The organism is Streptomyces sp. NPDC048442 (genome assembly GCF_040651475.1).
In the GTDB taxonomy this organism is placed as follows: domain Bacteria; phylum Actinomycetota; class Actinomycetes; order Streptomycetales; family Streptomycetaceae; genus Streptomyces.
In genome coordinates, this window is sequence record NZ_JBEZKB010000027.1 from 95,484 (window position 1) to 121,959 (window position 26,476).

Below are 26,476 nucleotides of genomic sequence, written 5' to 3' on the forward strand. Positions count from 1 at the left end.
CGCCGCGAGCGTATGTGACCTGCACCTGATGCGAGACTGGGCGCACGCGGAGGGCTGGAATCCGGGGATCGCCGACGCGCAGCCGTTCTTCGCCGCCGACCCGCGAGGCTTCCTGCTCGCCCGCCGCGAGGACGACGACACCCCCGCCTCCTGTGTCTCGGTGGTCCGCTACGGCACCGACCACGCCTTCCTCGGCCTCTACCTCGCCCGCCCCGACCTGCGCGGACAGGGCTACGGAATCCAGGTCTGGAACGCAGGCATGGAACGCCTGGCCGGCCGCAACGTCGGCCTCGACGGTGTGGTCGCCCAACAGCCCAACTACCGTAAGTCCGGCTTTACTTCAGCCTGGACGAACACCCGCTACGAAGGAATTCCGGCAGGCGGCTCCCGCGTCGCCGCTGCCGACGGCGTCACGGTGGTCGACGCCGCCACGCTCCCCTTCGAACTCCTCGCCGCGTACGACCGCCGCTTCTTCCCGGCCCCCCGCGACGCCTTCCTCGCCTCCTGGCTGACGGCCCCGCACCGCAGGGCCGTAGCGGCGATTCGCGACGGAAACCTCGCAGGCCTGGCCGTACTGCGTACCTGCTCCGCCGCCTCCCGCGTCGGCCCCCTCTACGCGGCGACCCCCGACATCGCCGCCACGCTCCTCACCACCCTGGCGGCCACCACCCCCGGCACCCCGATCGCCCTGGACGCCCCCGACTGCAACCCCGCCGCAATCCGCCTCGCGGAACGACTGGCCCTGACCCCGACCTTCGAAACGGCCCGCATGTACACGTCCGAGCCCCCGGACATCGACCGCACGGGCCTGTACGCGCTCACCACCCTGGAACTGGGCTGACTACCCTTCCACCGTCAGCCCGGCCGGATCGGGCCACCCGGTCAGCGGCTCGTCCGCGCCGGAGTAGATCTCCAGCCCCGACAGATACCCGCCCGCCGTGAAGAGCAGCACCCCAGCCCCGTACTCCGAATCCGCCCAGAACGCCTCCGCCACCGGGCTGCCGTGGACCGGCGCCGCCGCCACGGCCCCCCGGTCCACCCCCAGATCCACACTCGCGCACCCACACCGGCACCGTCCTGTCACCCGCACATACGGAACCTGCTCCCGCAAAGCGGCGAGCACCGCCCCCGGCCCGTCCAGCAGGACGGCGAGGACGGCGGCGGCATCGGGAGCAAGCGGCTCATTCACTGGTGAAGAGGTCCTCGGCGGTGACGGTGACGGTGACGGATCCGGTCTGGGCCGGTCCGATCAGACCAGATGCCCCCCACCGTCCACCAGCAGGACCTCCCCCGTGATGTACGAAGCGTTGGCCAGGTCGAACACCGCGTCCGCGACGTCCTCCGCCCGCCCGATCCGCCCCAGCGGCACCGCCGCCGCGACCGCTTCCTTGGCCGCGTCCACACCCTCGACCCCTTCGAACCACGGGGTGTCGATCATGCCCGGGGCCACCGCGTTGACGCGGACCTCCGGGCCGAGGGTCTTCGCCAGGAGCTGCGTCATGTGGTTCACGGCGGCCTTGCTCACCGCGTACGGAATGGAACTCCCGCCGGGCCGCACGCCCGCCTGCGACGAGATGTTCACGACGCTGCCCGCACCGCTCTTCCGTAGGTGCGGGACTGCCGCCGTGATCGTCTGCCAGACCCCGACGACGTTGACGTCGTAGATCTGCCGCCACACTTCGGGCCCGGCGGCGTCCAGGTCCGCGTGGTCGATGAACCGGGTGATCCCGGCACAGTTCACGAGGATGTCGAGCCGCCCGTACGCGGCGACGGCCGCCGACACGAGCGCCGCCGCCCCGCCGTCCGCGGACACATCGGCCCGTACGTAAACGGCATCCGGCAGCGAAGCTGCCAACTCCTCACCCGCGGCAACCGAGTGGGCGGAATTCACCACCACCCGGATCCCGGCCCCGGCCATCCGCCGCGCCACCGCCGCCCCGATCCCGGACGACGACCCCGTGACCAGGGCAACCCGCCGCTCATCTCGCTCCGCACTCATGCTGCTTCCCCTTCGCACTGCTGCATGTCATGCCTGCGCGCCCCCGAAGATCATGCCAGGTGTCCGGGCACGGACCGGCCGGGCCCTGTGCGGTCGGTCCGGCGGGCCGGACGATGCCTGTCCGGGTACTAGCGGGTGGCGAGCCGCTCCAGCAGGGCGGTGCTCCGGGCCAGCAGCGCCCGCTCCTCGTCGGTGAGTTCGGCCTCGATGGCCTGCGCGAGCCAGCCGACCCGGCGGCCGCGCTCCGCTTCGAGGGCGGCCCGGCCCGCATCGGAGAGCTCGACCAGCGACTTGCGGCCGTCCGTGGGGTGCGCCCGGCGCGTGATCAGGTTCTGCTCCATGAGGAGCCCCACCGCCCGAGCCATCGACTGGGGGCGTACGCGCTGATCGGCAGCGAGGTCGCTGGTGGTCATGGCGCCGTCGCGGTCGAGGGCGCCGAGGACGGCGACCTGCCCCAGCGGGATGAGGTCCTCGTGCTTGACGCGTCGGGTGAGCTTGCCCATCGCGGTGCGCAGTTCTGCGGCGATGGCGGCGGCTTCCGGGGTGGGCATAGGGCACTTTACCCCGTTGGTCAGCAAAGCTGCGTACCTGACCTGTACAGCAATGCTGTACAGCAAAACTGAGCAGCATTGCTGTACGGTTTGACGTGTCGGGCTCAGCGCCAGCGTTGTCGCAGCCGGGGCCACGGCATACGACTACGGGAAGGAACTCCCATGTCCGCGAAGGCAGTCGGCACCGTCAACGCCACCATCGAGACGGTCAACGCCCGCCAGATCATCGACAGCCGTGGCAACCCCACGGTCGAGGTCGACGTCGTCCTGACGGACGGGTCCCTGGGGCGCGCGGCCGTCCCCTCCGGTGCCTCCACCGGTGCCCGGGAGGCCGTGGAACTGCGTGACGGAGACTCCGCGCGCTGGCACGGCAAGGGCGTCGACCGCGCGGTGGCCCACGTCAACGGGGAGATCGCGGCGGCCGTGCGCGGCCGGGACGCGGCGGACCAGGCGGGTCTCGACGCCGCGCTGATCGCCCTCGACGGCACCGCCACGAAGTCCCGGCTCGGCGCCAACGCGATCCTCGGCGTCTCCCTCGCCACCGCCAAGGCCGCCGCGGCGGCCCACCGCCGGCCCCTCTACCGCTACCTCGGCGGCGCGGACGCGCATCTCCTGCCGCTGCCGATGATGAACATCATCAACGGCGGGGCCCACGCCGACAATCCGCTGGACTTCCAGGAGTTCATGATCGCACCCGTGGGCGCGGACACCTTCGCCGAAGCCGTCCGCATGGGCAGCGAGGTCTTCCACACCCTGCGCCGCGATCTGCTGTCCGCCGGGCACTCTACGGGCGTCGGCGACGAGGGCGGCTTCGCGCCCGCGCTGCGCACCGCCGAGGAGGCGCTCGACTTCGTGATGACCGCCATCGAGCGCACCGGCTACCGCCCCGGCACGGACATCGGCCTGATCATGGACCCGGCATCGTCGGAGTTCTTCCGCGACGGGGTGTACGACTACACGGGCGAGGGGGTGCGCCGCACCCCCTCCGAGAACGTCGACTACCTGGCCAAGCTCATCGACGCCTACCCGATCGTCTCCATCGAGGACCCGATGGCGGAGAACGACCTGGACGGCTGGCGCGAGCTGACCGCCCGCGTCGGCGACCGCTGCCAGCTCACCGGCGACGACGTCTTCTGCACCAACGAGACCCTGCTGCGCGAGGGCATCCGCTCCGGCGTGGGCAACTCGGTCCTGGTCAAGGTCAACCAGATCGGCACCCTGACCGAGGCCCTGGCCGCGGTGGCCACGGCCCGCCGGGCGGGCTGGACGGCCGTCATCTCGCACCGCTCGGGCGAGACCGAGGACACCACCATCGCGGACCTGGCGGTGGCCACCGGCTGCGGCCAGATCAAGACCGGCTCGCTCTCCCGCTCCGACCGCACGGCGAAGTACAACCAACTGATCCGCATCGAAGAGGAACTGGGCGGCGCGGCCCGCTTCGCGGGGCGCGCCGCACTGCATCGGGCCCCGGCCCGGAGCACTGGACAGCACTAGGAGGGGGCCGGGCGCACCGGCTCAGCCGGCCATGCACCGGGCCATTTCCCGCGCCCGCGTGTCCAGCCCCGATCCGGGCACCCCGGTCTCGATTCCCGCGCGCCGCGCGAGCGCGACCGCCGTCGCCACGAACCCTTCGGACAGCGCGAGGATCACCGAGTGATTCGCCCGGCAGTACCAGGCGACGAGGCCGCGGACGAACTCCGCGTACCGGGCCGGATCCACCTCGACCGTGCCCGGGTCGCCCCAGTGCTTGCCCCGGCCGATTCCCGAGGGCAGGTCGAGTTCCGCCTCGAAGACCTTCACCTGCCCCAAAAAGAGGCGGCCGGCACCGTTCGACGGGTTCCACAGCGTCTCGTCACCGATGTCGAAGTACATGCTCATCGCCGGTTCCCCTCCGGGTGTTGTCGCTCCGATCGAGCCGGAGCAATGATCCGACACCCGGGGGCGGTCGCAGCCGGCCGCTCGGTACCCGGATTGCCGCACCTCGCCGCGTCGGCTCACGTGAGCACTGCGGTGCCCTTGCGCCCGCCCGGCCAGCACTTTCTGCGACACCACCGCGCCCAGCCGCCACCCGCCGGCGGAAAAGAAAGTGCTCCTGCCGCGCGACACTCTGACGTCTCACGTAGTCAGAGGGGTATGCACGGAGATCGCAGATCACGAGAAGCGGGCGGGGCCGAGTGAAATCAGCACAGGAGGACGAGTACCTGGCGTTCGTGGCCGCGCGGGCGAAGGTGTTGTACCGGTCGGCGTACGTACTCGCGGCGGGGGACTCGCACCTCGCCGAGGACCTGGTCCAGGAGACCCTCGGCCGGGTGTACGTGCACTGGAAGAAGGTGGCCCGTGCGGACAGCCCGGCGGCCTACGCGCAGACGGTTCTGGTCCGCACCTTCCTCAGCCTGCGGCGCCGGCGCAGCACCGGGGAGCGTCCCCTCGGGAACATGCCCGACAGCGCGGCGCCCGGTCCGGACGCCGCGCTGCGGCTCACCCTGCTGGACGCGCTGGGTCAACTGCCGCCCCGCGACCGGGCGGTGCTGCTGCTGCGCTACTGGGAGGACCGCAGCATCGAGGAGACCGCGCAGATGCTCAGGCTGAGCAGCAGTGCGGTCCGCTCCCAGGGCACCCGCGCGCTCGGCAGGGTGCGTGCGCTGCTCGGCGACAGCCTGTCCGACCTGGTTCGGCACTGAGTGCCGGTGCACACAGGCCGGACCCGCCGCACAGTTCCCCTCAGCGACAGAAAAGGTGACGCCAGCATGCCGTTCGAAACAGACCTCGCCCATGCCCTGGACCGTACGACCGACTCCCTCGAACCCGATCTCACCGCACTCGTGGACGGAGCGGTCCGGCGCGGGCGGAGCCGTCGGCGCAGGCGCAGCGCTGCCGCCGTCGTCGCCGGGGTCGGCGCCTGCACCGTGATCGCCCTGGCCGGCGTGGTGATCCCCGGCGCGCTCGCCGGGGCCCGTTCTGCAGGATCGGACATGGAGACGGTGTCCGCGCTGGCGGTGCCCCGCACCGCGGTCACCGGTGACCAGATGATCGAGGCCCTGAAGAAGACGTACCCCGGGGCCAGGTTCGGCCGGGCGGAGGGGCAGAGCAACAACCCCTCGGACCCGTCCGGCGGGAAGGTCGCCAACGGTTCGCTGGACGTCGACGACGGGCACGGCGCCGCCAGGGTCGGCATCTCGGCGATGCGGCTCAAGCTGCCGCTCCGGGACGGCGAGGGGCTGGACTGCGAGGAGGAGCGGACGCCCGCGCGCGCCGAGGGCGACACCTGCACGCTGAGCGAGCTGCCGAGCAGCGACAGGCTTCCCGGCGGAGCCCTGGTGATGTCGGAACGGATCGCGGACAAGCACCCGGCGGACGGCGCCGAGCCCGCCCACCGCTGGACGGTGACGGTCACGGTGAAGGCGACCGGCGCGCAGCTTCAGCTGGTGCAGTGGAACACCGCCGGCGACTTCGGCGCCCCCAGGACACCGAAGCCGACGCGTCCCGCTCCGCCGCTCACCGAGCAGCAGGCGGCGGCCGCACTCACCGGACCCGCCTGGGCGCCGGTCCTCGCCGCCATCGGCTGATCCGGCCGCTGCCTAGCCGTTCGCGGGCGCGACACCGATCGGGCAGGAGACGCCCGTGCCGCCGATGCCGCAGTAGCCCGCCGGGTTCTTCTCCAGGTACTGCTGGTGGGCAGGCTCCGCCGGCCAGAAGGCGTTGTCGGCCGCCGGGAGGATTTCGGTGGTGATCCGCCCGAAGCCGGACCCCGCCAGGACCTCCTGGTAGGCGGCGCGCGAGGCTTCCGCCTCCGTGGCCTGCTCGGGGGTGTGGGGGTAGATCGCGGAGCGGTACTGGGTGCCCACGTCATTGCCCTGACGGAAGCCCTGGGTGGGGTTGTGGGACTCCCAGAAGAGCTTCAGGAGGGCGGCGTAGGAGACGACGGCCGGGTCGAAGACGACACGGACGACCTCCGTGTGCCCGGTGAGACCCGAACAGACCTCCTCGTACGCCGGGTTGGGGGTGGAGCCGCCCTGATAACCGGCCAGGGTGGTCCAGACGCCCTTGGTCTGCCAGAACTTCCGCTCGGCGCCCCAGAAACAGCCGAGACCGAAGTCCGCGACCTCCAGGTGCGAGGGGTACGGACCCGCAAGCGGGTTGCCGAGGACCGCGTGCCGGTCCGGAACCTCGAATTCCGGGACCGCGCGGCCCTTCAGGGCCTGCTCGGGGGTCGGGAGCTGCGGCGTACGGCCGAAGAGCATGGTTCCTCCAGGGACAACAGGTAAGTCGTCCGTACAACGTGGGAAGGACGGCAGGGATTCCCCCGAGTCCCTGCGTTGCCCGATTTCCTGCGTTGCCCGATTCCCTGCGTTGCCCCTCCGGCCGGCCCCGGTCAGCCCCGCAGCGTCGCCGGGCTTCCCCCGTTGGCCTCGTAGCCCGCCACCGCCAGGTTCCGGTGGACCGTGTAGTCGGCGGCCGGGTCGGGGCTGTGGGTCCACGGGAGGGCGCCCACGTAGCCGTCGACGGCCGCGATCTGCTTGACCGCCTCCGCCCAGCGTTCGGAGCGTACGAGGAAGAGGATCAGGAGGTGGCGTACGTGCGCCAGCATCGGGTCGTCCGGGCGGGCGGCGTGCACCGCGTACAGCGCGCCCTCGACCGCCCTGGTCAGCACCGCGCTCTGGTAGAAGCTGCCGACCAGCACCACCTCGGGCAGGTGGTCGTAGACGGCGAAGAGGGGGAGGGCGGCCAGGAGGGAGCCCTGGGGGGCGCGGGAGGCGGCGTGCGTCGCGAAGGTGTCCGCCTCGGCGCGCGAGCCGTGCCACTTCTCGGAGAGGTAGTGCAGGGCGACCAGGTGCGCTCCCATGTGCGTCGGGGCGCGGTCGATCACCTTCGCCCAGAGCTTGTCGAATTCGGGGCGGGGGTAGGCGAGCCCGCGCGCGACGGAGAGCTCGACGATGTACGGGATCGGGTCGCCGGGGGCCAGGAGGGCCGCCTGGGCGCAGAGGTCGCGGGCCTCTTCCAGGATGATCCGGAAGTCGTCCGTACCGGCGGACGAGGAGCGCCAGGCCTGCTGCACCAAGAACTCTGCGTGAACTTCCGCGCCGCCCGCGTCCTTCGGCATCTCCGAGCGCCAGTCGCGCAGCCAGCGGCCGCCCTCGCCGGGACGCTGGGCGAGTTCGAGGGACGCCGCGCCCGCGAACGACTGCACGCGCTGCCAGCGCACCTCGCCCTCCTTGGGCGTGCCGGAGAGCAGCTGCTGCGCCGCCCGCCAGTCCTGCGTGCGCTGTACGACGTCCAGTACGTCGAGGAGGTCCTGGTCCGGTCCCGGCAGCCGCACGTCCAGCGTTTCCTGCCGTACGAAGCCGTAGTCCTCCGGATCCGCCGCGTCGGACGAACCGGGTGCGGCCAGCCGGATGCCGCCCCGCCTGCGCAGCAGGAACGGACCGAGGGCGGCACCCAGCATGAGCGCCGCGATCAGGAACCAGAGAATCTCCATACGCCCATTGTCCCGGACATCGGATACGCCCATTGTCCCGGACATCGGACGCGCGGTGCCGGACGGCGAACTACCCTCGGGCCCATGACCCATGAGCAGAGCCGCCGAGAGCGCGCTTTCGAGACCCTCGCCATCCACGCCGGCAACACCGCCGACCCCCTGACCGGCGCCGTTGTGCCGCCGATCTACCAGGTGTCGACGTACAAGCAGGACGGGGTGGGCGGGCTGCGCGGCGGCTACGAGTACAGCCGCAGCGCCAACCCGACCCGCACTGCCCTGGAGGAGAACCTCGCCGCCCTGGAGGGCGGCCGGCGCGGGCTCGCCTTCGCGTCGGGCCTGGCCGCCGAGGACTGCCTGCTGCGCACCCTGCTGTCGCCCGGCGACCACGTGGTGATCCCCAACGACGCGTACGGCGGCACCTTCCGGCTGTTCGCGAAGGTCGTCTCGCGGTGGGGCGTGGAGTGGTCGGTGGCCGACACCTCCGACCCGGCGTCGGTACGGGCCGCCCTCACGCCCCGTACCAAGGTCGTGTGGGTCGAGACGCCGTCCAACCCGCTGCTCGGCATCACGGACATCGCCGCCGTCGCCCAGATCGCGCACTCGGCGGGCGCGAAGCTCGTCGTCGACAACACCTTCGCCAGCCCGTACCTGCAGCAGCCGATCGCGCTCGGCGCGGACGTCGTCGTGCACTCGACGACCAAGTACATGGGCGGGCACTCGGACGTCGTGGGCGGTGCGCTCGTCACCAACGACGCCGAGATCGCCGAGGAGTTGGCGTTCCACCAGAACGCGATGGGGGCCGTCGCCGGGCCCTTCGACGCGTGGCTCGTCCTGCGCGGCATCAAGACCCTCGCCGTCCGGATGGACCGGCACAGCGAGAACGCGACGCGGATCACGGACATGCTGACCGCGCACCCGTCCGTCACCCAGGTGCTCTACCCGGGTCTGCCCGAGCACCCCGGGCACGAGGTCGCCGCCAAGCAGATGAAGGCGTTCGGCGGAATGGTGTCGTTCCGGGTCAAGGGCGGCGAGGAGGCCGCCGTGGAGGTGTGCAACCGGGCGCAGCTCTTCACGCTGGGGGAGTCCCTCGGCGGTGTCGAGTCGCTGATCGAGCACCCGGGGCGGATGACGCACGCGTCGGTGGCCGGCTCCGCGCTGGAGGTGCCCGCCGACCTCGTACGGATCTCCGTCGGCATCGAGTCCGGCGACGACCTGCTCGCCGACCTCAAGCAGGCACTGGGATAAGGGAGTCGGCCCGCTGAGTGGCGTACGGGCCGTTGGCCGGCGACTCGTGCGGGCCGCCCGCTCGTACGAGTCGCTGGAAGCCCCCCGCTCGTACGAGTCGCTAGAAGCCCTCCACCGGCGGCGTGCTGTCCGCCGGTGGAGTCAGCCACGGCTGGGCGATCGACGCCCACACCAGGAACGCGATCCCGGCCGCCACCGCCAGCACCCACAGCACCCGCCGCAGCACCTTGCGCCGCCGCAGGCCGCGCACCCCGCGCTCGGTGGCCCTCACCAGCAGGTCCGCCGGTACGGGCGGGTGCGGGGCCCGCTCCAGGATCAGCCGCACCTCGTCCTCCTTCTGCCGGCGCAGACTCACGGCGCGGCCGCCGCCCGGCCCCGCGGGCCCTGCGGCTGCGGCCCGCGTGCGCTCTCGTACACCTGGGAGACCGCGCGGGCGCAGATCGCCCGCACCCGTTGCACCGGCAGCCCGATCTGGGCCGCGGTCTGCTCCTCGGGGACCCCCTCGTACAGCCGCAGCACCACGATCAGCCGCTCCTGCGCGGTGAGCGACTCCAGTACGCCGCCGTGGCCGGGCTGCCGCCGCGGGCGCCGATGGTGCCAGGCGGTGCGGGCGAAGCGTGCGGCGAGTTCCTGCCGGGTGCGGTCGTACGGGTCCTCGCCGCGCAGCGAATCCCACCGGACGTACGTGCAGGCGAACGCGGCGGCGAGGAGGTGCTGGGCGTGCGGATTGGAGCCCGGCGGCTCGCCGCTGAGCAGCGTCGCGACATGCAGCAGCCGACCCGCCGCTCCCGCGACGAATGCCTCGAACTCCCCGGCGTGGCGCCGCTGTTGGGCTGCCTCGCGCTTGCGCACCGTGCCTCCTGGATGCTGCCTCCAGTCCTCATATGAGGACAGTGGATGCGCCAGGTCAAGAGGTCGGCGGGGTCGGGCCGGCGGCGCTGCTCAGGAAGCGGGCGGGACGTCCCCCAGGGCCGCCGACTGGCGGGCCGAGAGGGCGCCGTTGAAGCGGGTCAGCAGCGTCGTGAACGCCTCGCGCTCGTCCTCGCTCCAGCCGTCCGTCACCTGCGCCATCAGCTCGCGCCGCGAGGAGCGCACCTCGTCGAGGCGGGCATGGCCGCGCGGCGACAGCTGGAGCACGACCGCGCGCCCGTCCTCGGGGTGCGAGGTGCGCTTCACCAGGCCGGAGTCGACGAGCGGCGCGACCTGCCGGGTCACGGTCGACGAGTCGATGCCCATGCCCGCGGCGAGCGCCTTGACGCCCATCGGGCCTTCCTGGTCGAGGCGGTTGAGCAGCAGGTAGGCCGCGCGGTCCATCGAATTGCGGACCTGGCCGACGCCGCCGAGGCGGGTCTGTTCCGCACGCCGGGCGAAGACGGCCACCTGGTGCTGAAGGGCATCGAGGAGACCGGCTGCGGGGTCGGTCGTCATGTCCTGGGGAGGGGGCATGGCTCGGGCTCTCTTCGTACGGTGGTCGGTTGGTGGGGCAAGGGTACGCGGCCCCCGGCACGCCCGTACCTGCGCTGCGCAAACCTGTGGACAACGTAAGGAGTGCGCAGGCCCACAAGGCCCTACCAGGCCGGGGTGACCCCGGCCCGGCCCCGGCTGAGCTGCGAGACTTGCCGCATGAGCTTCCGCACCCCCGAACACGCCCGCACCCTGATCCTCGACGATGTGCGCGGTGCGCAGAAGATGCTCTCCGGGGTGGCCCGCTGCACACCCATGGAGGGCAGCCGGTACCTGACGCGCCTGGTCGGCTCGCCCGTCCATCTCAAGTGCGAGAACCTCCAGCGGACCGGGTCCTTCAAGCTGCGCGGCGCGTACATCCGGATCGCCGGGCTCTCGCCGGAGGAGCGCGCGGCCGGGGTGGTGGCCGCCAGCGCGGGCAACCACGCGCAGGGCGTGGCCCTCGCCTCCGCGCTCCTGGGTGTGCGGTCCACCGTGTTCATGCCGGTGGGCGCACCCCTGCCGAAGGTGGCGGCCACCCGCGAGTACGGCGCGGAGGTGAGGATGCACGGACAGGTCGTCGACGAGACGCTCGCCGCCGCGCAGGAGTTCGCGCACGACACCGGGGCGGTGTTCATCCACCCCTTCGACCACGAGGACATCATCGCCGGACAGGGCACGGTCGGCCTGGAGATCCTGGAGCAGTGCCCGGAAGTGGGGACGATCCTCGTCGGCATGGGCGGCGGCGGGCTCGCGGCGGGCGTCGCGGTCGCGGTGAAGGCGATGCGGCCCGACGTACGGATCGTCGGCGTGCAGGCGGAGGGCGCGGCCTGCTACCCGCCGTCGCTGGCCGTCGGGCGGCCGACCACGATCGACTCGCTGCAGACGATGGCCGACGGCATCAAGGTGGGGCGGCCGGGCGACGTGCCGTTCGCCATCGTCAACGAGCTGGTGGACGAGGTGCGGACGGTCTCCGAGGGCGAGCTCTCCAGCGCGCTGCTGCTGTGCCTGGAGCGGGCCAAGCTGGTCGTGGAGCCCGCCGGGGCCAGCCCGGTGGCGGCGCTGCTGAGCCGCCCGGAGTCCTTCACGGGGCCGGTCGTCGCGGTGCTGTCGGGCGGCAATGTGGACCCGCTGCTGATGCAGCGCACTTTGCGGCACGGAATGGCCGCGGCCGGTCGGTATCTGTCACTGCGGTTGCGGCTGACGGACCGTCCGGGAGCGCTTGCGACGCTTCTCGGGGTGTTGTCAGTGGTGGACGCTAACGTCGTTGATGTGAGCCACGCACGGACCGGCCCGGAGCTCGGACTCACGGAGGTGGAGGTGGAGTTGCAGCTGGAGACGAAGGGGCCGAAGCACTGCACGGAGGTGCGGGCGGCGCTGCGGGACGCGGGGTACCTGGTGGTTTCGTAACCCCGGGCGCCCCTTGGCGGCGGTCCCCGGAAATCCTTGGGGCGGTCCCCGGGAATCCTTGGCGGCGGCCCCCGGAAATCCTTGGGGCAGTCTCCGGAAATCCTTGGTGGCGGTCCCCGGAATTGCTCGGCGGCAGTCCCGGAAACCCCTTCTCCAGACGCGATGTATCGCGTTATGGTGTGTCTCGCGCGCCGTCTTGTGCGCTGTCCCGCGCTCTGCTCCGCCGGGCGGGACAGGTCCGGCAAACCTAAAATTCGCGTAGGAACCACCCACACACATGGGGGACCCCTTATGCCAGGCGCCATCTATGCCGAGGGGCTGGTCAAGACCTTCGGCGACGTGAAAGCCCTGGGAGGCGTCGATCTCGACGTCCCCGAGGGCACCGTCCTCGGACTGCTCGGCCCGAACGGCGCGGGGAAGACCACCGCCGTCCGCGTCCTGACCACCCTGCTCCAGCCCGACAGCGGCAAGGCGTTCGTCGCCGGGATCGACGTACTGAAGCATCCCAACGAAGTACGGCGCTCGATCGGCCTCTCCGGCCAGTTCGCGGCCGTCGACGAGTACCTCACCGGCCGCGAGAACCTCCAGATGGTCGGCAGGCTCTACCAGATGTCATCGAAGGCGGCGAAGGCCCGCGCCTCCGAGCTCCTGGAGCGCTTCCATCTCGCCGACGCCGCGGACCGTACGGCCAAGACGTACTCCGGCGGAATGCGCCGCCGCCTCGACCTCGCGGCGGCCCTCGTCGTCTCACCGCCGGTGATGTTCATGGACGAGCCGACCACCGGCCTCGACCCCCGCAACCGGCAGCAACTCTGGGAAGTCATCCAGGAGTTGGTCGCCGGAGGCACCACCCTCCTGCTCACCACCCAGTACCTGGAGGAGGCCGACCACCTCGCCCACGACATCTGCGTCATCGACCACGGCAAGGTCATCGAGCGCGGTACGTCGGACCAGCTCAAGGCCCGCACCGGCGGCGAGCGCATCGAGGTCGTCGTCCACGAGCGCGAGCACATCGTGATCGCCGACGAGGTCCTGCGCGGCTTCGGCAAGGGCGACACCAAGGTCGAGCAGCACACCCGCAAGCTGACCGTCCCGGTCACCGGCGGCGCGAAGCTCCTCGCCGAGGTCATCCGCGAACTGGACGCGCGCGGCGTCGAGATCGACGACATCGGCCTGCGCCGCCCGACCCTCGACGACGTCTTCATCTCGCTGACGGGCCATGCGGCGGAGGAACCCGCCGAAGGCCAGGAGGAGCAGGAGGAGGTGGCCAAGAAGTGAGCACCCTCACGACGGCCCAGTCCCTCGCCCCCGTGGCCAAGGGCGGCGTCATGCAGTCGGTCAACGACTCGCTGACCATCGCGAAGCGGAATCTGATCCGGATGATGCGCATCCCGGAGATGATCATCTTCGGGCTGATCCAGCCGATCATGTTCGTGGTGCTGTTCACGTACGTGTTCGGCGGGTCGATTCAGGTCGGCGGCTCGGCCTCGGCGCAGGACTACAAAGAGTTCCTGATGGCGGGCATCTTCGCCCAGACGGTCACCTTCGCGACCGCCGGCGCGGGAGCCGGCATCGCCGACGACATGCACAAGGGCCTCATCGACCGCTTCCGGTCGCTGCCCATGGCGCGCGGCGCGGTCCTCACCGGCCGCACCCTCGCCGACCTGGTGCAGACGGCGCTCACCCTGGTCGTGCTGGCGGGCGTCGCCCTGCTGATCGGCTGGCGCACCCACGAGAACATCCTCAAGGTGCTCGCCGGTTTCGGCCTGCTGCTCCTGCTCGGGTACGCGTTCTCCTGGATCGGCGCGCTGATCGGCCTGGTGGTGCGCACCCCGGAGGCGGCCACCTCGGGCGGCCTGATCTGGCTCTTCCCGCTGACGTTCATCTCGAACGCCTTCGTGCCGGTCACCGGCATGCCGACCTTCCTCCAGCACGTCGCGGAGTGGAACCCGTTCAGTGCGACGGTGCAGGCAGCCCGGCAGCTCTTCGGCAACACGTTCGAGGGGGTGCCGACCTCGGTCACCGGAGCCTGGCCGATGGAGCAGCCGGTGCTGGCCTCGCTGCTCTGGTCCGTCCTGATCATCGTGGTCTTCCGGACGCTCGCCGTCCGCAAGTACCGCTCGGCGACCGTCTGACCGTACCTACGCACACGCGAGAGCCCCCGGCGCGCAGTGGCTGCCGGGGGCTCTCGCGTAACGGGGGCTCTCGCGTACGACGTAAGGAAACTCAGCCCTGGTAGGGCGTCGCCTCCAGGATCCGCACCATGGCCTTCTTGCCGTTCGGCAGTTCGTACTCGGCGTCCTCGCCGACCTTCTTGCCGATCACGCCGGTGCCCAGCGGGGACTGCGGCGAGTACGTCTCGATGTCGGCCGTCGGGTACTCGCGCGAGGCGAGCAGGAAGGTCATCGTGTCGCTCTCGTCACCGTCGAAGGCGATCTTCACGACCATGCCGGGAGCCGCCTCACCACTGGCGGCAGGAGCCTCGCCGACCTTCGCGCGCTCCAGGAGCTGCTTCAGCTGGCGGATGCGGAGCTCCTGCTTGCCCTGCTCCTCCTTGGCCGCGTGGTACCCGCCGTTCTCACGGAGGTCGCCCTCCTCACGGGCCGCCGCGATCTTCGCAGTGATCTCACCGCGCGCCGGACCCGACAGGTACTCCAGCTCTGCCACGAGCTTGTTGTACGACTCCTGGGTCAGCCAGGTGACGTCGTCGCTGGTCTGGGTCACAGGTGCTCCTCGAAGTTACGGATAACAAAGCATCGCCCTACCCAGAAGGATGTGCCTCCACGGGCGGGCGAAACCACGAGCCTAACAATTCGATGCCCCCAAGGGGAGAACCAAAACCGTCAGACCTGAATCAACGCAGGTCAGAGGGGTTGTTACAGGTGCGGGGGTACGGGAGGGGCGGCCGGCTACTGCCCGTCGGCGGTGCAGCTCAGCAGTTCCGCGCTGGTCGCCTTCGCCGTCGTACGGATCGCGTAGATCTCGTCGATCCGGCTCTTGCCCTTCTCCGTGATCCGTACGTCCTTGCGCCCGACCTCGGCACCGCTCTGGGCGATCGCACGCACCGTGCACGTACCGGTGGCGTCGGCGTCCTTGCGGATCTCCAGGTGCACCCGCACCTCGGACTGCGAGGAACTGAGATCGAACTTGATCATCTCGGCGCTGATCACCTGCTTCGAGATGTACCCGTACCCGATCCAGCCGATCAGCAGGAGCAGCAGCACCCCGAGCACCGAACCGATGATCTTCAGCTTGCGGTCCGCACGCGCGTCGGCGGAGCGGCCGTAGCGGCCCGCGGGGACGCCGGAAGCGCCGGGCCCACCGGGAGCACCGGGGGTACCAGGCTCACCGGGAGTGCCGGGGGCGCCGGAAGCTCCGTCACGTACCGCATTCATGCTGTGATCCTTCGGCTGCGCAGGGGTCAGGAATATTCCCACCCCCGGTTCGGTCACTATATGAGTCGTACTTTGCGCCGCAGACACCGAGGGCGCCCGGATCACCGAGGATCAAGATCTTGACTGAGCAGCTGCGCTTGATGGCCGTGCACGCCCACCCCGACGACGAGTCGAGCAAGGGTGCGGCCACCATGGCGAAGTACGTGTCCGAGGGGGTGGACGTCCATGTCGTGACCTGCACGGGCGGGGAACGCGGCTCCATCCTCAATCCGAAGCTCCAGGGCGACAAGTACATCGAGGAGCACATCCACGAGGTGCGCGCCCGTGAGATGGACGAGGCCCGCGAGATCCTCGGCGTCAAGCAGGAGTGGCTCGGCTTCGTCGACTCCGGGCTGCCCGAGGGCGACCCGCTGCCGCCGCTGCCCGAGGGCTGCTTCGCGCTGGAGGACGTCAATGAGGCGGCCGGCCGCCTGGTGAAGTCGATCCGCGCCTTCCGGCCGCAGGTCGTCACCACGTACGACGAGAACGGCGGCTACCCGCACCCCGACCACATCATGACCCACCAGATCACGATGGTGGCCTTCGACGGAGCGGCCGACCCGGCGGCCTTCCCCGAGGACGAGTTCGGACCGGTCTGGCAGCCGCTGAAGCTCTACTACAACCAGGGCTTCAACAAGCCGCGCACGGTCGCGCTGCACGAGGCGCTGCTGGCCCGCGGCCTGGAGTCGCCCTACGCGGACTGGCTGAAGCGCTGGGAGGAGTTCGAGCGCGTCGAGCGCACACTGACCACCTTCGTGCCCTGCGGCGAGTTCTTCGAGATCCGCGACAAGGCGCTGCTCGCGCACGCCACCCAGATCGACCCGGACGGCGGCTGGTTCCGGATCCCGATGGACATCCAGCGGGAGATCTGGCCGACGGAGGAGTACGAACTGGCGAAGGCACTCGTGCCGACGTCCCTCCCCGAGAGCGACCTCTTCGCGGGCATCCGCGACAATGCGTAGGTGAACGTTTCCCAGGCAGCAATGACTCAGCTCGTGCCGCTCGCCGCCGAAGGCTTCGACAAGAACAAGGTGACCCCGGGAATCCTGGGCTTCATCGTGTTCGCGGCGCTGGCCCTCGGGGTGTGGGCGCTGATGAAGTCGATGAACCGGCACATGGGCAAGGTCTCCTTCGAGGAGGCACCGGATCCGGACGCACCGGTCTCCAAGGCTCCGGAAGGTGCGGAGGGTGCGGAGGGTGCGGAGGGTGGCGTCAAGCCGAAGGCCGCGGCGGCATCCGCTGCGGCCGCGGCACCCGCCAAGCCGTCCGGCACCCCGGCCAAGGGCTCCGGCAAGAAGTAGTAGCCTGCCGGTCCGCCGGGCCCGACTGCTCAGCGCGAGTAGTCCGCCAGTGACAGCAGCAGGTGCGCGCACTCCGGCCACAGGTGGTCGGAGTGCGCGCCCGCAGGCCCTTGTCCGTCGGTGAAGACGGCGCCCGCATCGACGCTGACGAACCACTGGTCGAGCGCACCGAACGTCGACTCGAGGGCGTCCCGGGCCCGCCGCTACTTCACCGCCCCCACCGGCACCCCCATCACCTCCCTCGAATGCCGGTTCGGCACCATGCCCAGCCGCCATGCCTGCCATCCCGCCGTCAGGTCCGCGCCCCGGCCCAGGACCACCCGGTATGCCTCCGCGCAGTCCGTCAGGCGGTCGTCGCGGGTGGGGTGGGGGTCGGAGAGGAGCAGGGCCAGTTCTTCCTCGGCCAGGGACGTGCCCGCCTCCGCGCCGCCCGGGTGGGCGAAGGGAAGGAGCGTGCAGCGCAGGAAGCGGGCCCAGTCGGTGCCGCGCCTGTCGTCGTACGAGGTGAACAGGTCGATCGCCTCGTCGCAGAGGGAGAGGGCCTGCTCGGGGCGGGAGTTGCCCGCGTCGACGACCACCAGTTCCAGGACCGTCCACGCCTCGCCGTGGGCGACGCCGATGCGGCGGAAGTCCTGGCGGGCGTCCATCAGGAGCTGGCGGGCGAAGCCGGAGTTGCGGAGGTTTCCGGTCTGTACGGCGCGCTGGTCGCGGGTGACGCGGCCGGAGTGGTGGCGGGCGCAGGCCAGGCCGTACACGTCGCGCATCCGGGAGAACATCGTGCGGGCACGTTCCAGCTCGCGGACCGCCTGGTCGTGGTCGCCGCGTTCTTCGAGGGCCTGGCCCAGGTAGTAGAGGGTCCACGCCTCGCCGCGCGCGTCCTCGTTGTCGAGGTGGCGGGAGAGGGCTTGGCGCAGACCGTCGACCGCCGGGCCCGGATCGCCCGCGACCAGGCGGGCGCGGGCGAGCTGGGTGAGTGCCCAGGCCTCGCCGCGGTCGTCGCGAGTACGGCCGTACAGGTCGAGGGCGGAGTGCAACTCCCCTTCCGCGCGCGCCACTTCACCCATCCGCAGGCACACCTGGCCGAGCTGGAAGTGCGCCCACGCCTGCCCGTGCAGCGACTCGCCCTCCCGGTGCAGGACCAGCGCCGTGTCGAGGAGTTCCAGGGCCTCGCGCAGGTTCGCCCGGTCGCGCTCCACCGCCGCGAGGGCGTGCAGGTTCCACGCGCGGTCGCCCGCCAGCGCCGCCGACGACTGGAGATCCAGCGCCTCGCGCAGCTTGGCCGACGCCTCGGTGAGGTTGCCCTGGTGGTGGAGGGTGATGCCGAGCGAACCGAGCGCGCGGGCCGCACCCGCCTCGTGTTGCGCCTCGAAATAGAGGTCGACGACCGAGGAGAGCGTGGTGCGCGCCTTGTCGAGCTCACCGAGCTGCCGGGCCGCGATTCCCGTACGCCACTGGACCGAACGTAGAAGAAGTCCCTGGTCGACGGCCTGTGTCAGCTCGCTGATCTCACCGAGGCGGTACAGGTCGCCGCGCAGCAGGCAGTAGTCGCACAGCGCGCCGAGGAGGTTGAGGACGAGCTGCTGGTCGACGCCCTCCGCGTGCCGCAGCGCGGCCGTGATGAACGACGACTCGTCGTCCAGCCAGCGCAGCGCCGCGTCCAGCGAGGTGAAGCCGTGCGGGCCGAAGCGGTCCGCACGGGTCGAGTTCTTTCCGTCGACGAGGCGGATCACGGAGTCGGCCAGCTCGCCGTAGTTCTGGATGAGACGTTCCTGCGCGGCCGTGCGCTCGGCCGGTTCCTCCTCGTCGAGCAGCCGGGCGTACGAGAAGGAACGCACCAGGTCGTGCAGCCGGTAGCGGCTGCCGCCGACGTGGTCGATCAGCCCCGCCCTGGCCAGCTCCGTCAGCCGCCGCCGCGCCTCCTGCTCGTCGGTGGCCAGCAGCGCTGCCGCCGCCGCACCGCCGAGACTGGCCCGGCCTGCCAGGGAGAGCCTGCGCAGCAGCCGCCGGCCCTGCTCGGACTGGTCGGCATAACGCATCGACAGCGCCCGCTCGACCGGGTCCACGCAGCCGTACGCCCCGAGATCGGCGGCCAGGGTCCGCATGCTGCGCGGGCCGAGCGACGACCCCGCGACACGCAGCGCGAGCGGCAGCCCGCCGCACAACTCCCTTGCCAGGACCGCCGATTCACCGTCGTAAGGAGCGTCGTACGACAGGTGGTCGCCCTCGGTGGCCGCCCGCAGCAGCTCCTCAGCGCCCGCCCCGTCCAACGGCTCCACCGCCAGCTGGTGCACCCACGCCGGGGTGTCGTCCGGCAGGTCGAGACGGGTGCGCGCGGTGACGAGGACCAGGCTGTCCGACCGCTCGGGGATCAGGGTGCGCACCTGCTCCGCGTCGGTGGCGTCCTCCAGTACGACGGTGACCGGCAGACCCGTGAGGTGCTGGTGGTACAGCTCGGTCAGCCGTTTCAACTGCTGTTCCTGCGTGGCCCGTTCGGAGCGCTGCTCGCGGAAGAGGAGCTGCTCGCGCGGTGCGCCGAGCCGGTTGAGGAGATGCAGCAGGGCGTCCCGCGTGGACGTGGCCACCTCCGTCTTTCCCGGCGCGCCGTTGCGCAGATCGACCACGCACGCACCCCGGAACTGGTCCTTCAGCCCGTGCGTCGCCCGCAGTGCCAGCGTCGAGCGCCCGGACCCCGGCTCCCCGTACAGCACGACCACCGTCGGCCGCGTCTGCGTGCTCGCCCGCGCCGCGTGCACCCACTGCGCGATCTGTGCCATCTCCGCCCGCCGTCCCGCGAACGGCCCGTCCACCTGCCGTAGTTGGGCGAAGGACTGCTCCAGTACGCTCCTGCGCCGCGCGACCGCACTGCGGTTGCCGCCGCGCAGCACGGGCGGCGCGGCCGCCGTCTTCCGCACGGCCCTCGGCGCCTGCGCCCGGGTCGCGGCGGCCACCATCCGCTGCTGGTCCAGATACGGACGTACGCCCCGCACCTCCAGCGCCGTCAGCCACTTCAGTTTCAACTGCTCGTGCCCGCCGGGCTGCCCCAGCGCACCCGCCCGCCGGTGCGCGGCCGGCCAGTGTGTGGCGGTCACCTTGGCGACGGTCGCGGCCGCCCCGGCGACGGCGACCACGGCCCCGGCGGCGACGGCGGTCCCCGACGTCGTTCCCAGTGCCAGATCGGCGGTGAGCGCGGCGAGGGCCGCCACGCCCGTCACGAGCGCGGGCGTGCCGATGCTCTGCCTGCTGAATCGTTCCGACAGGGGCTGATGCCCGGCGCCCGCCTTGTCGACGGCGGCCACGTATGCGGCGTACTCCTCGGCGGCCGGTGCCAGCATCTCGTCCAGCACGGCCCGCGCCCGCACCAGCAGCGCCCGCCCGTCGGTCCGCCCGCCGGAGCGCCGCACCTCCTCCTCGACGGCCCGCGCCAACACCCGCTCGGCATCCGCCCGGTGGCTCTCCCTCATGTGCGTCCCCCTCCGCGACGATGTCCGGACGCGGCGGGGACGTCGCAGCCCCGCTGTGGGACGCCCGGATGGGTCAAGTGTCCTGCTTGACGGGCCAGGACGCGAGGGAGTCAGGGCGGTGACGGCCGAAGCCGCCGACGTCGGGCAGGATGGCGGGTATGCCGAATCGCCTGGCCCACGAGACGTCCCCCTACCTCCTGCAGCACGCCGACAACCCGGTCGACTGGTGGCCGTGGTCGGCCGAGGCCTTCGAGGAGGCGCGGCGCCGGGGCGTGCCGGTGCTGCTGAGCGTGGGTTACAGCAGCTGCCACTGGTGCCACGTCATGGCCGGCGAGTCCTTCGAGGACGAGGCGACCGCCGCCCTCATGAATGAGCACTTCGTGTCCGTGAAGGTGGACCGCGAGGAGCGCCCCGACGTCGACGCGGTCTACATGGAGGCCGTGCAGGCCGCCACCGGGCAGGGCGGCTGGCCGATGACCGTCTTCCTCACCCCGGACGCGCAGCCCTTCTACTTCGGTACGTACTTCCCGCCCGAGCCCAGGCACGGCATGCCGTCGTTCCCGCAGGTCCTGGACGGGGTGCGGGCCGCGTGGACGGACCGGCGGGCGGAGGTCGCCGAGGTCGCCGGGAAGATCGTGAAGGACCTGGGCGAGCGGTCGCTGGCCTTCGACTCGCCCGAGATGCCCGGCGAGGAGGACCTCGCGGCGGCACTGCTCGGGCTGACCCGGGAGTACGACGCGCTCCGCGGAGGGTTCGGGGGAGCGCCGAAGTTCCCGCCGTCGATGGTCCTGGAGTTCCTGCTGCGGCACGCGGCGCGCACCGGCTCCGAGGGGGCGCTGCAGATGGCGTCCGACTCGTGCGAGGCGATGGCCCGCGGCGGCATCTACGACCAGCTGGGCGGCGGCTTCGCACGCTACGCGGTGGACCGGGAGTGGGTGGTGCCGCACTTCGAGAAGATGCTGTACGACAACGCACTGCTGTGCCGGGTGTACGCGCACCTGTGGCGGGCCACCGGATCGGACCTGGCCAGGCGGGTCGCCCTGGAGACCGCCGACTTCCTCGTCCGCGAACTCCGCACCAACGAGGGCGGGTTCGCGTCCGCGCTGGACGCGGACAGCGACGACGGGAACGGGGAGCACGTCGAGGGTGCGTACTACGTCTGGACGCCTGAGCAGCTGCGCGAGGTGCTGGGCGAGTCCGACGCGCTGCTGGCGGCGGCGTACTTCGGGGTGACCGAGGACGGCACCTTCGAGGAGGGTGCCTCTGTCCTCCAACTCCCGCAGGAGGAAGGGGTGGTGGCCGAAGCCTCCCGCATCGAGGACATTCGCGCCCGCCTCCTCGCCGCCCGCGCGCGACGGCCCGCACCGGGCCGGGACGACAAGGTCGTCGCCTCCTGGAACGGCCTCGCGATTGCCGCCCTCGCCGAGGTCGGCGCGTACTTCGAACGCCCGGACCTGATCGAGCGGGCGACGGAGGCCGCGGACCTTCTCGTACGGGTGCACATGGACGACGCGGCACGGCTGGCCCGTACGTCGCGCGACGGCCAAGTGGGCGCGAACGCCGGGGTGCTGGAGGACTACGCGAACGTCGCGGAAGGCTTTCTGGCCCTCGCGTCGGTGACGGGCGAGGGGGCGTGGCTCGATTTCGCGGGCTTCCTCCTGGACCACGTACTGATGCGGTTCGTGGGGGAGGGCGGCGCGCTGTATGACACGGCGCACGACGCGGAGAAGCTGATCCGCAGGCCGCAGGACCCGACGGACAACGCGACCCCGTCGGGCTGGACGGCGGCGGCGGGCGCACTGCTGTCGTACGCGGCCCACACGGGCTCCGGGGCGCACCGGGAGGCGGCGGAGGGAGCACTGGGCGTGGTCAAGGCCCTGGGCTCGCGGGCCCCGCGCTTCATCGGCTGGGGGCTGGCGGTGGCGGAGGCGGCGCTGGACGGGCCGCGGGAGGTGGCGGTGGTGGGTGACCCGGCATCGTCGCAGGCGCGGGCCCTGTGGCGGGCGGCGTTGCTGGGGACGGCACCTGGGCTGGTGGTGGCGTTCGGCGCACCGGGCAGCGAGGAGTTCCCCCTGCTGGCGAACCGGCCGGAGGCGGGGGCGTATGTCTGCCGACGGTTCGTGTGCGCGGCGCCGACGGGGGACGTGGGGGTGCTGGCCGAACAGGTGGGTGGGGTGTAGGCGCGGGCGGGGCGGCCACGGGGACGTTGCGCTCCGCACGGGGGCTGGGCTGCCCAAGTGGCCAGCGGGCTGGGGCAGTCTTCTGGGGGCGCGGGGAACTGCGCGATCAGCCACCATGCACCCGCACGTCGATACGGCCAACGCCCCCCTCAAAGGTCCGAAGCATCCGGTCGATCAGTTCCACCAGATCGTCCCGCTGCCCCCGCTCCGCCCAGTACAGCGTCGTCTCCAGCACGGCGGCCAGCAGTCCGGTCGCGAAGATCCGCACCTCCAGCTCGCCGGCGTCCCGCCCGGTGCGTTCGGCGATCACCCGGCACAGCATCCGGCTGGTGACGTTCACGTTCTCCACCATCCGGGCCCGTACCGCGGGCACCTCCAGCATCAGCCGGGTGCGCAGCAGCACCTCTTCCGGTGCCTCGTCGAGCGAGCGGCGCATGGCCGCCGTCACCACGGCCCGTACGGATTCGAAAAGCGGCTCTCCGGCCGGGCGCGTTCGCAGGGCGTCCTCCATCACCGGGTCGTACTCGTCGGCGAGGACGATGTCCTCCTTCACCGGGAAGTACCGGATCACCGTGCTCGGCGAGACCTCGGCCGCCGCGGCGATCTGCTCGACGGTCGTGGCGTCCCAGCCCTGCTCGGCGACCAGCCGGAAGGTGGCCCGGCGGATTTCCAGACGGGTCTTGATCTTTTTACGTTCGCGCAGGCCGGGGCGGGTGTCCGGGGTGCTGGGTGAGGTGCGGGACGCGGTCATGGCGCCATTGTCGGCGATCTTCGCGCACCTTTGACGGCCGATCGATTGTCAGTGCGGTGTGTCACGGTGTGTTGTGGGTAGTCGAACTGTCCGTGAAATTCCGACAGCTGCGCGGAGTGCTGGAGAAAGGGGGAGGCATGAGAGGAATCGTGAACGGGCTGACTGCACTGGTGGCGGTGCTGTGTGTGCTGGGCTTCCTGGCCGGGGGAGCGGGGGCGGTGCTCGCGGTGGTGCTGGTCGTCGTCGCGGTGCTGGCATGGCAAGTGGCCGCGGCTTCGAGGCCACGGCCACAGGGCAGGGTGAAGACGGATGAGAGGGGCGATGCCGGTTCGGGCACGGCCTCAGGCCGAATAGGCCACCAGCGAGATGGCCACGTAGTGCGCGGCGAAGGCCGCAAGGGTGAGGGAGTGGAAGACCTCGTGGAAGCCGAACCACCGCGGTGACGGGTTGGGGCGCTTGAGGCCGTAGATCACGCCGCCCGCGCTGTAGAGCAGCCCGCCGACGATGACCAGGACCAGTACGGCGATGCCGCCGGCCCGCATGAAGTCGGGCAGGAAGAAGACGGCGGCCCACCCCATGGCGATGTAGCACGGGGTGTACAGCCAGCGCGGGGCGCCGACCCAGAAGACCCGGAAGGCGATGCCCGCCAGCGCCGCCGCCCAGATCGCCCACAGCAGGGTTCGGCCGGTCGACTCGGGGAGCAGCAGCATGGTCAGCGGTGTGTAGGTGCCCGCGATGATCAGGAAGATGTTCGCGTGGTCGAGGCGGCGGAGGACGGCTTCGCCGCGCGGGCCCCAGGTGCCCCGGTGGTAGACGGCGCTGACGCCGAAGAGCATGCACGCGGTCAGCACGAAGATGCTGCACGCGATGCGGGCCCGGGTGGAGTCGGCGAGCACGATCAGCGCGATGCCCGAGACCAGTACGGCGGGGAACATGCCGGCATGCAGCCAACCGCGCATTCTGGGCTTGATCTCGGGCGGGTCGATTTCGGTGACCTGGGCCTCGGTGACCTGGCCCTCGGCGGCCTGGGTGGGCACGGCATGCGACGTCATGCCCCGAATGCTACCTACGGGTCCGTAAGTTCTGGCTACGTCCGTGAGTCGCCTTGGTCACGGAGCTTCGTCACGGTCACCGGGTGTACGAGTGGCGATGCTCACGTGTGCGGCCCCCTGGACATATGGGCGGAACAGCCGGATGATCAAATGAGTGCGGTCGGCACCGGATGAGCGCCAGAGGGTCTGTTCCAGCTACATCATGTGAAGCATCCGGGTCGCAGCCCCCACGGGGCAACAAACCACAAAACCCCTCAACAAGGAGCAATCGTGGCGCGCGACATCGCGGCTCCCACCACCGTCCCGACCAACCACCAGGAGCTCGTCTCCTGGGTGGACGAGATCGCAGCCCTCACCGAGCCCGACCGGATCGTCTGGTGCGACGGTTCCGAGGCCGAGTACGAGCGGCTCTGCGGGGAACTCGTCACCAAGGGCACGTTCAAGAAGCTCGACGAGACCAAGCGCCCGAACTCCTACTACGCCGCCTCCGACCCGTCCGACGTCGCCCGCGTGGAGGACCGCACCTTCATCTGCTCCGAGAAGGAGGAGGACGCGGGCCCGACGAACCACTGGAAGGCCCCCGCCGAGATGCGGGAGCTGTTCCAGGGCAAGGAAGGCAACGACGGCATCTTCCGCGGCTCCATGCGCGGCCGCACGATGTACGTCGTCCCGTTCTGCATGGGCCCGGTCGGCTCTCCGCTGTCCGCGATCGGCGTCGAGATCACCGACTCGGCGTACGTCGCCGTCTCGATGCGCACGATGACCCGGATGGGCCAGGCCGTCCTCGACGAGCTCGGCACCGACGGCTTCTTCGTCAAGGCCGTCCACACCCTCGGCGCCCCCCTCCAGGAGGGCGAGGCCGACGTCCCGTGGCCGTGCAACTCCACCAAGTACATCTCGCACTTCCCCGAGGACCGCGAGATCTGGTCCTACGGCTCGGGCTACGGCGGCAACGCCCTGCTCGGCAAGAAGTGCTACGCGCTGCGCATCGCGTCCGTCATGGCCCGCGACGAGGGCTGGCTCGCCGAGCACATGCTGATCCTGAAGCTCACGCCCCCGCAGGGTGAGTCGAAGTACGTCGCGGCCGCGTTCCCGTCCGCGTGCGGCAAGACCAACCTCGCCATGCTGGAGCCCACGATCTCCGGCTGGACCGTCGAGACCATCGGCGACGACATCGCCTGGATGCGGTTCGGCGAGGACGGCCAGCTGTACGCGATCAACCCGGAGGCCGGCTTCTTCGGCGTCGCGCCCGGCACCGGCGAGCACACCAACGCCAACGCCATGAAGACCATGTGGGGCAACTCCGTCTTCACGAACGTCGCGCTGACGGACGACAACGACGTGTGGTGGGAGGGGATGACGGAGGAGGCTCCGGCTCACCTCACGGACTGGAAGGGCAACGACTGGACCCCCGAGTCCGGTACGCCCGCCGCCCACCCCAACGCCCGGTTCACCGTCCCGGCCGGCCAGTGCCCGATCATCGCGCCCGAGTGGGAGGACCCCAAGGGCGTGCCGATCTCGGCGATCCTCTTCGGTGGCCGCCGCGCCACGGCCGTGCCGCTGGTGACCGAGTCCTTCAACTGGCAGCACGGCGTCTTCCTCGGAGCCAACGTCGCCTCCGAGAAGACCGCCGCCGCCGAGGGCAAGGTCGGCGAGCTGCGCCGCGACCCGTTCGCCATGCTGCCGTTCTGCGGCTACAACATGGGCGACTACATGGGCCACTGGGTGAAGGTCGGCGCCGACAAGCCCGACCAGTCCAAGCTCCCGAAGATCTACTACGTGAACTGGTTCCGCAAGAACGACGCGGGCAAGTTCGTGTGGCCCGGCTTCGGTGAGAACAGCCGCGTCCTGAAGTGGATCGTGGAGCGCCTGGAGGGCAAGGCCGCCGGCGTCGAGACGCCGATCGGCATCCTGCCCGCCAAGGGCTCCCTGGACACCGACGGCCTGGACCTCTCCGAGTCCGACCTCGACTTCCTGCTGACGGTGGACAAGGAGGTGTGGCGCGAGGAGGCCGCCCTGGTCCCCGAGCACCTCAACACCTTCGGTGACCACACGCCGAAGGAACTCTGGGACGAGTACCGGGCGCTGGTGCAGCGCCTCGGCTAGTCCCCCTGATACGTGTCGGAGCCGGCCTGTTCCCCGGCTCCGGCCACCTTGCTCCTCCTCCCTCCGG

Annotated in this window: 26 protein-coding genes; 12 read left to right on the forward strand and 14 right to left on the reverse strand. The window is 71.1% G+C overall.

Going from position 1 to position 26,476, the window contains the following annotated elements:
* Positions 1-28 precede the first annotated feature (28 nt).
* Positions 29-841 (forward strand): GNAT family N-acetyltransferase, encoded by an 813-nt coding sequence (locus AB0D18_RS32070; protein ID WP_362426499.1) that lies wholly within the window; start codon positions 29-31, stop codon positions 839-841.
* Here the strand turns inward: AB0D18_RS32070 and AB0D18_RS32075 are convergent, their stop codons facing one another.
* From AB0D18_RS32075 to AB0D18_RS32085, 3 genes are all read right to left on the reverse strand, one after another.
* Positions 842-1,189 carry a hypothetical protein gene (locus tag AB0D18_RS32075; RefSeq protein ID WP_362426501.1) on the reverse strand — a complete coding sequence of 116 codons (348 nt, stop codon included), beginning with the start codon at positions 1,187-1,189 and terminating at the stop codon, positions 842-844.
* A gap of 60 nt (positions 1,190-1,249) precedes the next feature.
* Positions 1,250-1,999: an SDR family oxidoreductase gene (locus AB0D18_RS32080; protein ID WP_362426504.1), complete on the reverse strand. Its 750-nt coding sequence runs from the start codon at positions 1,997-1,999 to the stop codon at positions 1,250-1,252.
* A gap of 128 nt (positions 2,000-2,127) precedes the next feature.
* The gene (locus tag AB0D18_RS32085; RefSeq protein WP_362426507.1) at positions 2,128-2,550 is read right to left on the reverse strand and encodes a MarR family transcriptional regulator; all 423 of its coding nucleotides are present in this window, start codon (positions 2,548-2,550) and stop codon (positions 2,128-2,130) included.
* A gap of 162 nt (positions 2,551-2,712) precedes the next feature.
* Between AB0D18_RS32085 and eno the strand changes: the two genes are divergently transcribed.
* Entirely contained in the window at positions 2,713-4,044 is a 1,332-nt protein-coding gene (gene eno, locus AB0D18_RS32090) for a phosphopyruvate hydratase (protein WP_362426510.1), read from the forward strand.
* A gap of 21 nt (positions 4,045-4,065) precedes the next feature.
* Here the strand turns inward: eno and AB0D18_RS32095 are convergent, their stop codons facing one another.
* Entirely contained in the window at positions 4,066-4,428 is a 363-nt protein-coding gene (locus AB0D18_RS32095) for a DUF6086 family protein (protein ID WP_362426513.1), read from the reverse strand.
* A 296-nt stretch (positions 4,429-4,724) separates the two neighbouring features.
* Here AB0D18_RS32095 and AB0D18_RS32100 point away from each other — a divergent pair, with 296 nt between their 5' ends.
* Together AB0D18_RS32100 and AB0D18_RS32105 are read left to right on the forward strand one after the other, a co-directional pair.
* Positions 4,725-5,231, forward strand: a complete 507-nt coding sequence (locus tag AB0D18_RS32100) for a SigE family RNA polymerase sigma factor (protein ID WP_362426516.1) — start codon at positions 4,725-4,727, stop codon at positions 5,229-5,231.
* 66 nt (positions 5,232-5,297) lie between these two features.
* Positions 5,298-6,116, forward strand: a complete 819-nt coding sequence (locus AB0D18_RS32105) for a hypothetical protein (RefSeq protein WP_362426519.1) — start codon at positions 5,298-5,300, stop codon at positions 6,114-6,116.
* A gap of 12 nt (positions 6,117-6,128) precedes the next feature.
* On the opposite strand, the gene msrA is transcribed toward AB0D18_RS32105, so the two are convergent.
* Both msrA and AB0D18_RS32115 read right to left on the reverse strand, forming a co-directional pair.
* On the reverse strand, positions 6,129-6,791 hold the full coding sequence (msrA, locus tag AB0D18_RS32110) for a peptide-methionine (S)-S-oxide reductase MsrA (RefSeq protein ID WP_362426522.1): 663 nt from the start codon (positions 6,789-6,791) through the stop codon (positions 6,129-6,131).
* Between the two features lie 131 nt (positions 6,792-6,922).
* Entirely contained in the window at positions 6,923-8,026 is a 1,104-nt protein-coding gene (locus AB0D18_RS32115) for a hypothetical protein (RefSeq protein ID WP_362426524.1), read from the reverse strand.
* A gap of 84 nt (positions 8,027-8,110) precedes the next feature.
* On the opposite strand from AB0D18_RS32115, the gene AB0D18_RS32120 reads away from it, so the two are divergent.
* The gene (locus AB0D18_RS32120; protein ID WP_362426527.1) at positions 8,111-9,271 is read left to right on the forward strand and encodes a cystathionine gamma-synthase; all 1,161 of its coding nucleotides are present in this window, start codon (positions 8,111-8,113) and stop codon (positions 9,269-9,271) included.
* A 100-nt stretch (positions 9,272-9,371) separates the two neighbouring features.
* On the opposite strand, the gene AB0D18_RS32125 is transcribed toward AB0D18_RS32120, so the two are convergent.
* From AB0D18_RS32125 to AB0D18_RS32135, 3 genes are all read right to left on the reverse strand, one after another.
* Entirely contained in the window at positions 9,372-9,626 is a 255-nt protein-coding gene (locus AB0D18_RS32125; protein WP_362426530.1) for a hypothetical protein, read from the reverse strand.
* Positions 9,623-10,123, reverse strand: coding sequence for a sigma factor-like helix-turn-helix DNA-binding protein (locus AB0D18_RS32130; protein WP_362426533.1), 501 nt, complete (start codon positions 10,121-10,123; stop codon positions 9,623-9,625). Before AB0D18_RS32130 ends, AB0D18_RS32125 begins: the two co-directional genes overlap by 4 nt.
* 90 nt (positions 10,124-10,213) lie before the next feature.
* A complete protein-coding gene (locus tag AB0D18_RS32135) occupies positions 10,214-10,717 on the reverse strand; it encodes a MarR family transcriptional regulator (RefSeq protein ID WP_362426536.1) in 504 nt (167 codons plus the stop codon).
* 177 nt (positions 10,718-10,894) lie between these two features.
* Here AB0D18_RS32135 and ilvA point away from each other — a divergent pair, with 177 nt between their 5' ends.
* From ilvA to AB0D18_RS32150, 3 genes are all read left to right on the forward strand, one after another.
* A complete protein-coding gene (gene ilvA, locus AB0D18_RS32140) occupies positions 10,895-12,124 on the forward strand; it encodes a threonine ammonia-lyase (RefSeq protein ID WP_362426539.1) in 1,230 nt (409 codons plus the stop codon).
* A gap of 291 nt (positions 12,125-12,415) precedes the next feature.
* Positions 12,416-13,402, forward strand: a complete 987-nt coding sequence (locus AB0D18_RS32145) for an ATP-binding cassette domain-containing protein (protein WP_362426542.1) — start codon at positions 12,416-12,418, stop codon at positions 13,400-13,402.
* Positions 13,403-13,452: 50 nt separating this feature from the next.
* A complete protein-coding gene (locus AB0D18_RS32150; protein ID WP_362426624.1) occupies positions 13,453-14,259 on the forward strand; it encodes an ABC transporter permease in 807 nt (268 codons plus the stop codon).
* Between the two features lie 91 nt (positions 14,260-14,350).
* On the opposite strand, the gene greA is transcribed toward AB0D18_RS32150, so the two are convergent.
* Positions 14,351-14,848, reverse strand: coding sequence for a transcription elongation factor GreA (greA, locus tag AB0D18_RS32155; protein WP_362426545.1), 498 nt, complete (start codon positions 14,846-14,848; stop codon positions 14,351-14,353).
* Between the two features lie 185 nt (positions 14,849-15,033).
* Complete coding sequence (locus AB0D18_RS32160) at positions 15,034-15,519, reverse strand: DUF4307 domain-containing protein (RefSeq protein WP_362426547.1); 486 nt, start codon at positions 15,517-15,519, stop codon at positions 15,034-15,036.
* A 119-nt stretch (positions 15,520-15,638) separates the two neighbouring features.
* Between AB0D18_RS32160 and mca the strand changes: the two genes are divergently transcribed.
* Both mca and AB0D18_RS32170 read left to right on the forward strand, forming a co-directional pair.
* Positions 15,639-16,520 carry a mycothiol conjugate amidase Mca gene (gene mca / locus AB0D18_RS32165; RefSeq protein WP_362426550.1) on the forward strand — a complete coding sequence of 294 codons (882 nt, stop codon included), beginning with the start codon at positions 15,639-15,641 and terminating at the stop codon, positions 16,518-16,520.
* 21 nt (positions 16,521-16,541) lie between these two features.
* Positions 16,542-16,859 (forward strand): hypothetical protein, encoded by a 318-nt coding sequence (locus AB0D18_RS32170; protein WP_362426627.1) that lies wholly within the window; start codon positions 16,542-16,544, stop codon positions 16,857-16,859.
* A gap of 203 nt (positions 16,860-17,062) precedes the next feature.
* On the opposite strand, the gene AB0D18_RS32175 is transcribed toward AB0D18_RS32170, so the two are convergent.
* Positions 17,063-20,320, reverse strand: a complete 3,258-nt coding sequence (locus AB0D18_RS32175; protein ID WP_362426553.1) for an AAA family ATPase — start codon at positions 20,318-20,320, stop codon at positions 17,063-17,065.
* Between the two features lie 158 nt (positions 20,321-20,478).
* Between AB0D18_RS32175 and AB0D18_RS32180 the strand changes: the two genes are divergently transcribed.
* The gene (locus AB0D18_RS32180) at positions 20,479-22,500 is read left to right on the forward strand and encodes a thioredoxin domain-containing protein (protein ID WP_362426556.1); all 2,022 of its coding nucleotides are present in this window, start codon (positions 20,479-20,481) and stop codon (positions 22,498-22,500) included.
* 106 nt (positions 22,501-22,606) lie between these two features.
* Here the strand turns inward: AB0D18_RS32180 and AB0D18_RS32185 are convergent, their stop codons facing one another.
* Entirely contained in the window at positions 22,607-23,251 is a 645-nt protein-coding gene (locus AB0D18_RS32185; protein ID WP_362426559.1) for a TetR family transcriptional regulator, read from the reverse strand.
* 341 nt (positions 23,252-23,592) lie between these two features.
* Positions 23,593-24,210, reverse strand: coding sequence for a hemolysin III family protein (locus AB0D18_RS32190; RefSeq protein WP_362426629.1), 618 nt, complete (start codon positions 24,208-24,210; stop codon positions 23,593-23,595).
* Between the two features lie 363 nt (positions 24,211-24,573).
* Here AB0D18_RS32190 and AB0D18_RS32195 point away from each other — a divergent pair, with 363 nt between their 5' ends.
* Positions 24,574-26,409: a phosphoenolpyruvate carboxykinase (GTP) gene (locus AB0D18_RS32195; protein WP_362426562.1), complete on the forward strand. Its 1,836-nt coding sequence runs from the start codon at positions 24,574-24,576 to the stop codon at positions 26,407-26,409.
* Positions 26,410-26,476 lie beyond the last annotated feature (67 nt).

Coding starts and splice junctions, on each gene's coding strand:
- ilvA (WP_362426539.1), top strand. CDS start 10,895: ATGAGCTTCCGCACCCCCGAACACGCCCGCACCCTGATCCTCGACGAT.
- AB0D18_RS32115 (WP_362426524.1), bottom strand. CDS start 8,026: ATGGAGATTCTCTGGTTCCTGATCGCGGCGCTCATGCTGGGTGCCGCC.
- AB0D18_RS32080 (WP_362426504.1), bottom strand. CDS start 1,999: ATGAGTGCGGAGCGAGATGAGCGGCGGGTTGCCCTGGTCACGGGGTCG.
- AB0D18_RS32135 (WP_362426536.1), bottom strand. CDS start 10,717: ATGCCCCCTCCCCAGGACATGACGACCGACCCCGCAGCCGGTCTCCTC.
- msrA (WP_362426522.1), bottom strand. CDS start 6,791: ATGCTCTTCGGCCGTACGCCGCAGCTCCCGACCCCCGAGCAGGCCCTG.
- eno (WP_362426510.1), top strand. CDS start 2,713: ATGTCCGCGAAGGCAGTCGGCACCGTCAACGCCACCATCGAGACGGTC.
- AB0D18_RS32170 (WP_362426627.1), top strand. CDS start 16,542: ATGACTCAGCTCGTGCCGCTCGCCGCCGAAGGCTTCGACAAGAACAAG.
- AB0D18_RS32190 (WP_362426629.1), bottom strand. CDS start 24,210: ATGCGCGGTTGGCTGCATGCCGGCATGTTCCCCGCCGTACTGGTCTCG.
- AB0D18_RS32085 (WP_362426507.1), bottom strand. CDS start 2,550: ATGCCCACCCCGGAAGCCGCCGCCATCGCCGCAGAACTGCGCACCGCG.
- AB0D18_RS32160 (WP_362426547.1), bottom strand. CDS start 15,519: ATGAATGCGGTACGTGACGGAGCTTCCGGCGCCCCCGGCACTCCCGGT.
- AB0D18_RS32120 (WP_362426527.1), top strand. CDS start 8,111: ATGACCCATGAGCAGAGCCGCCGAGAGCGCGCTTTCGAGACCCTCGCC.
- AB0D18_RS32105 (WP_362426519.1), top strand. CDS start 5,298: ATGCCGTTCGAAACAGACCTCGCCCATGCCCTGGACCGTACGACCGAC.
- AB0D18_RS32150 (WP_362426624.1), top strand. CDS start 13,453: ATGCAGTCGGTCAACGACTCGCTGACCATCGCGAAGCGGAATCTGATC.
- AB0D18_RS32070 (WP_362426499.1), top strand. CDS start 29: ATGCGAGACTGGGCGCACGCGGAGGGCTGGAATCCGGGGATCGCCGAC.
- AB0D18_RS32185 (WP_362426559.1), bottom strand. CDS start 23,251: ATGACCGCGTCCCGCACCTCACCCAGCACCCCGGACACCCGCCCCGGC.
- AB0D18_RS32175 (WP_362426553.1), bottom strand. CDS start 20,320: ATGAGGGAGAGCCACCGGGCGGATGCCGAGCGGGTGTTGGCGCGGGCC.
- AB0D18_RS32095 (WP_362426513.1), bottom strand. CDS start 4,428: ATGAGCATGTACTTCGACATCGGTGACGAGACGCTGTGGAACCCGTCG.
- AB0D18_RS32145 (WP_362426542.1), top strand. CDS start 12,416: ATGCCAGGCGCCATCTATGCCGAGGGGCTGGTCAAGACCTTCGGCGAC.
- AB0D18_RS32180 (WP_362426556.1), top strand. CDS start 20,479: ATGCCGAATCGCCTGGCCCACGAGACGTCCCCCTACCTCCTGCAGCAC.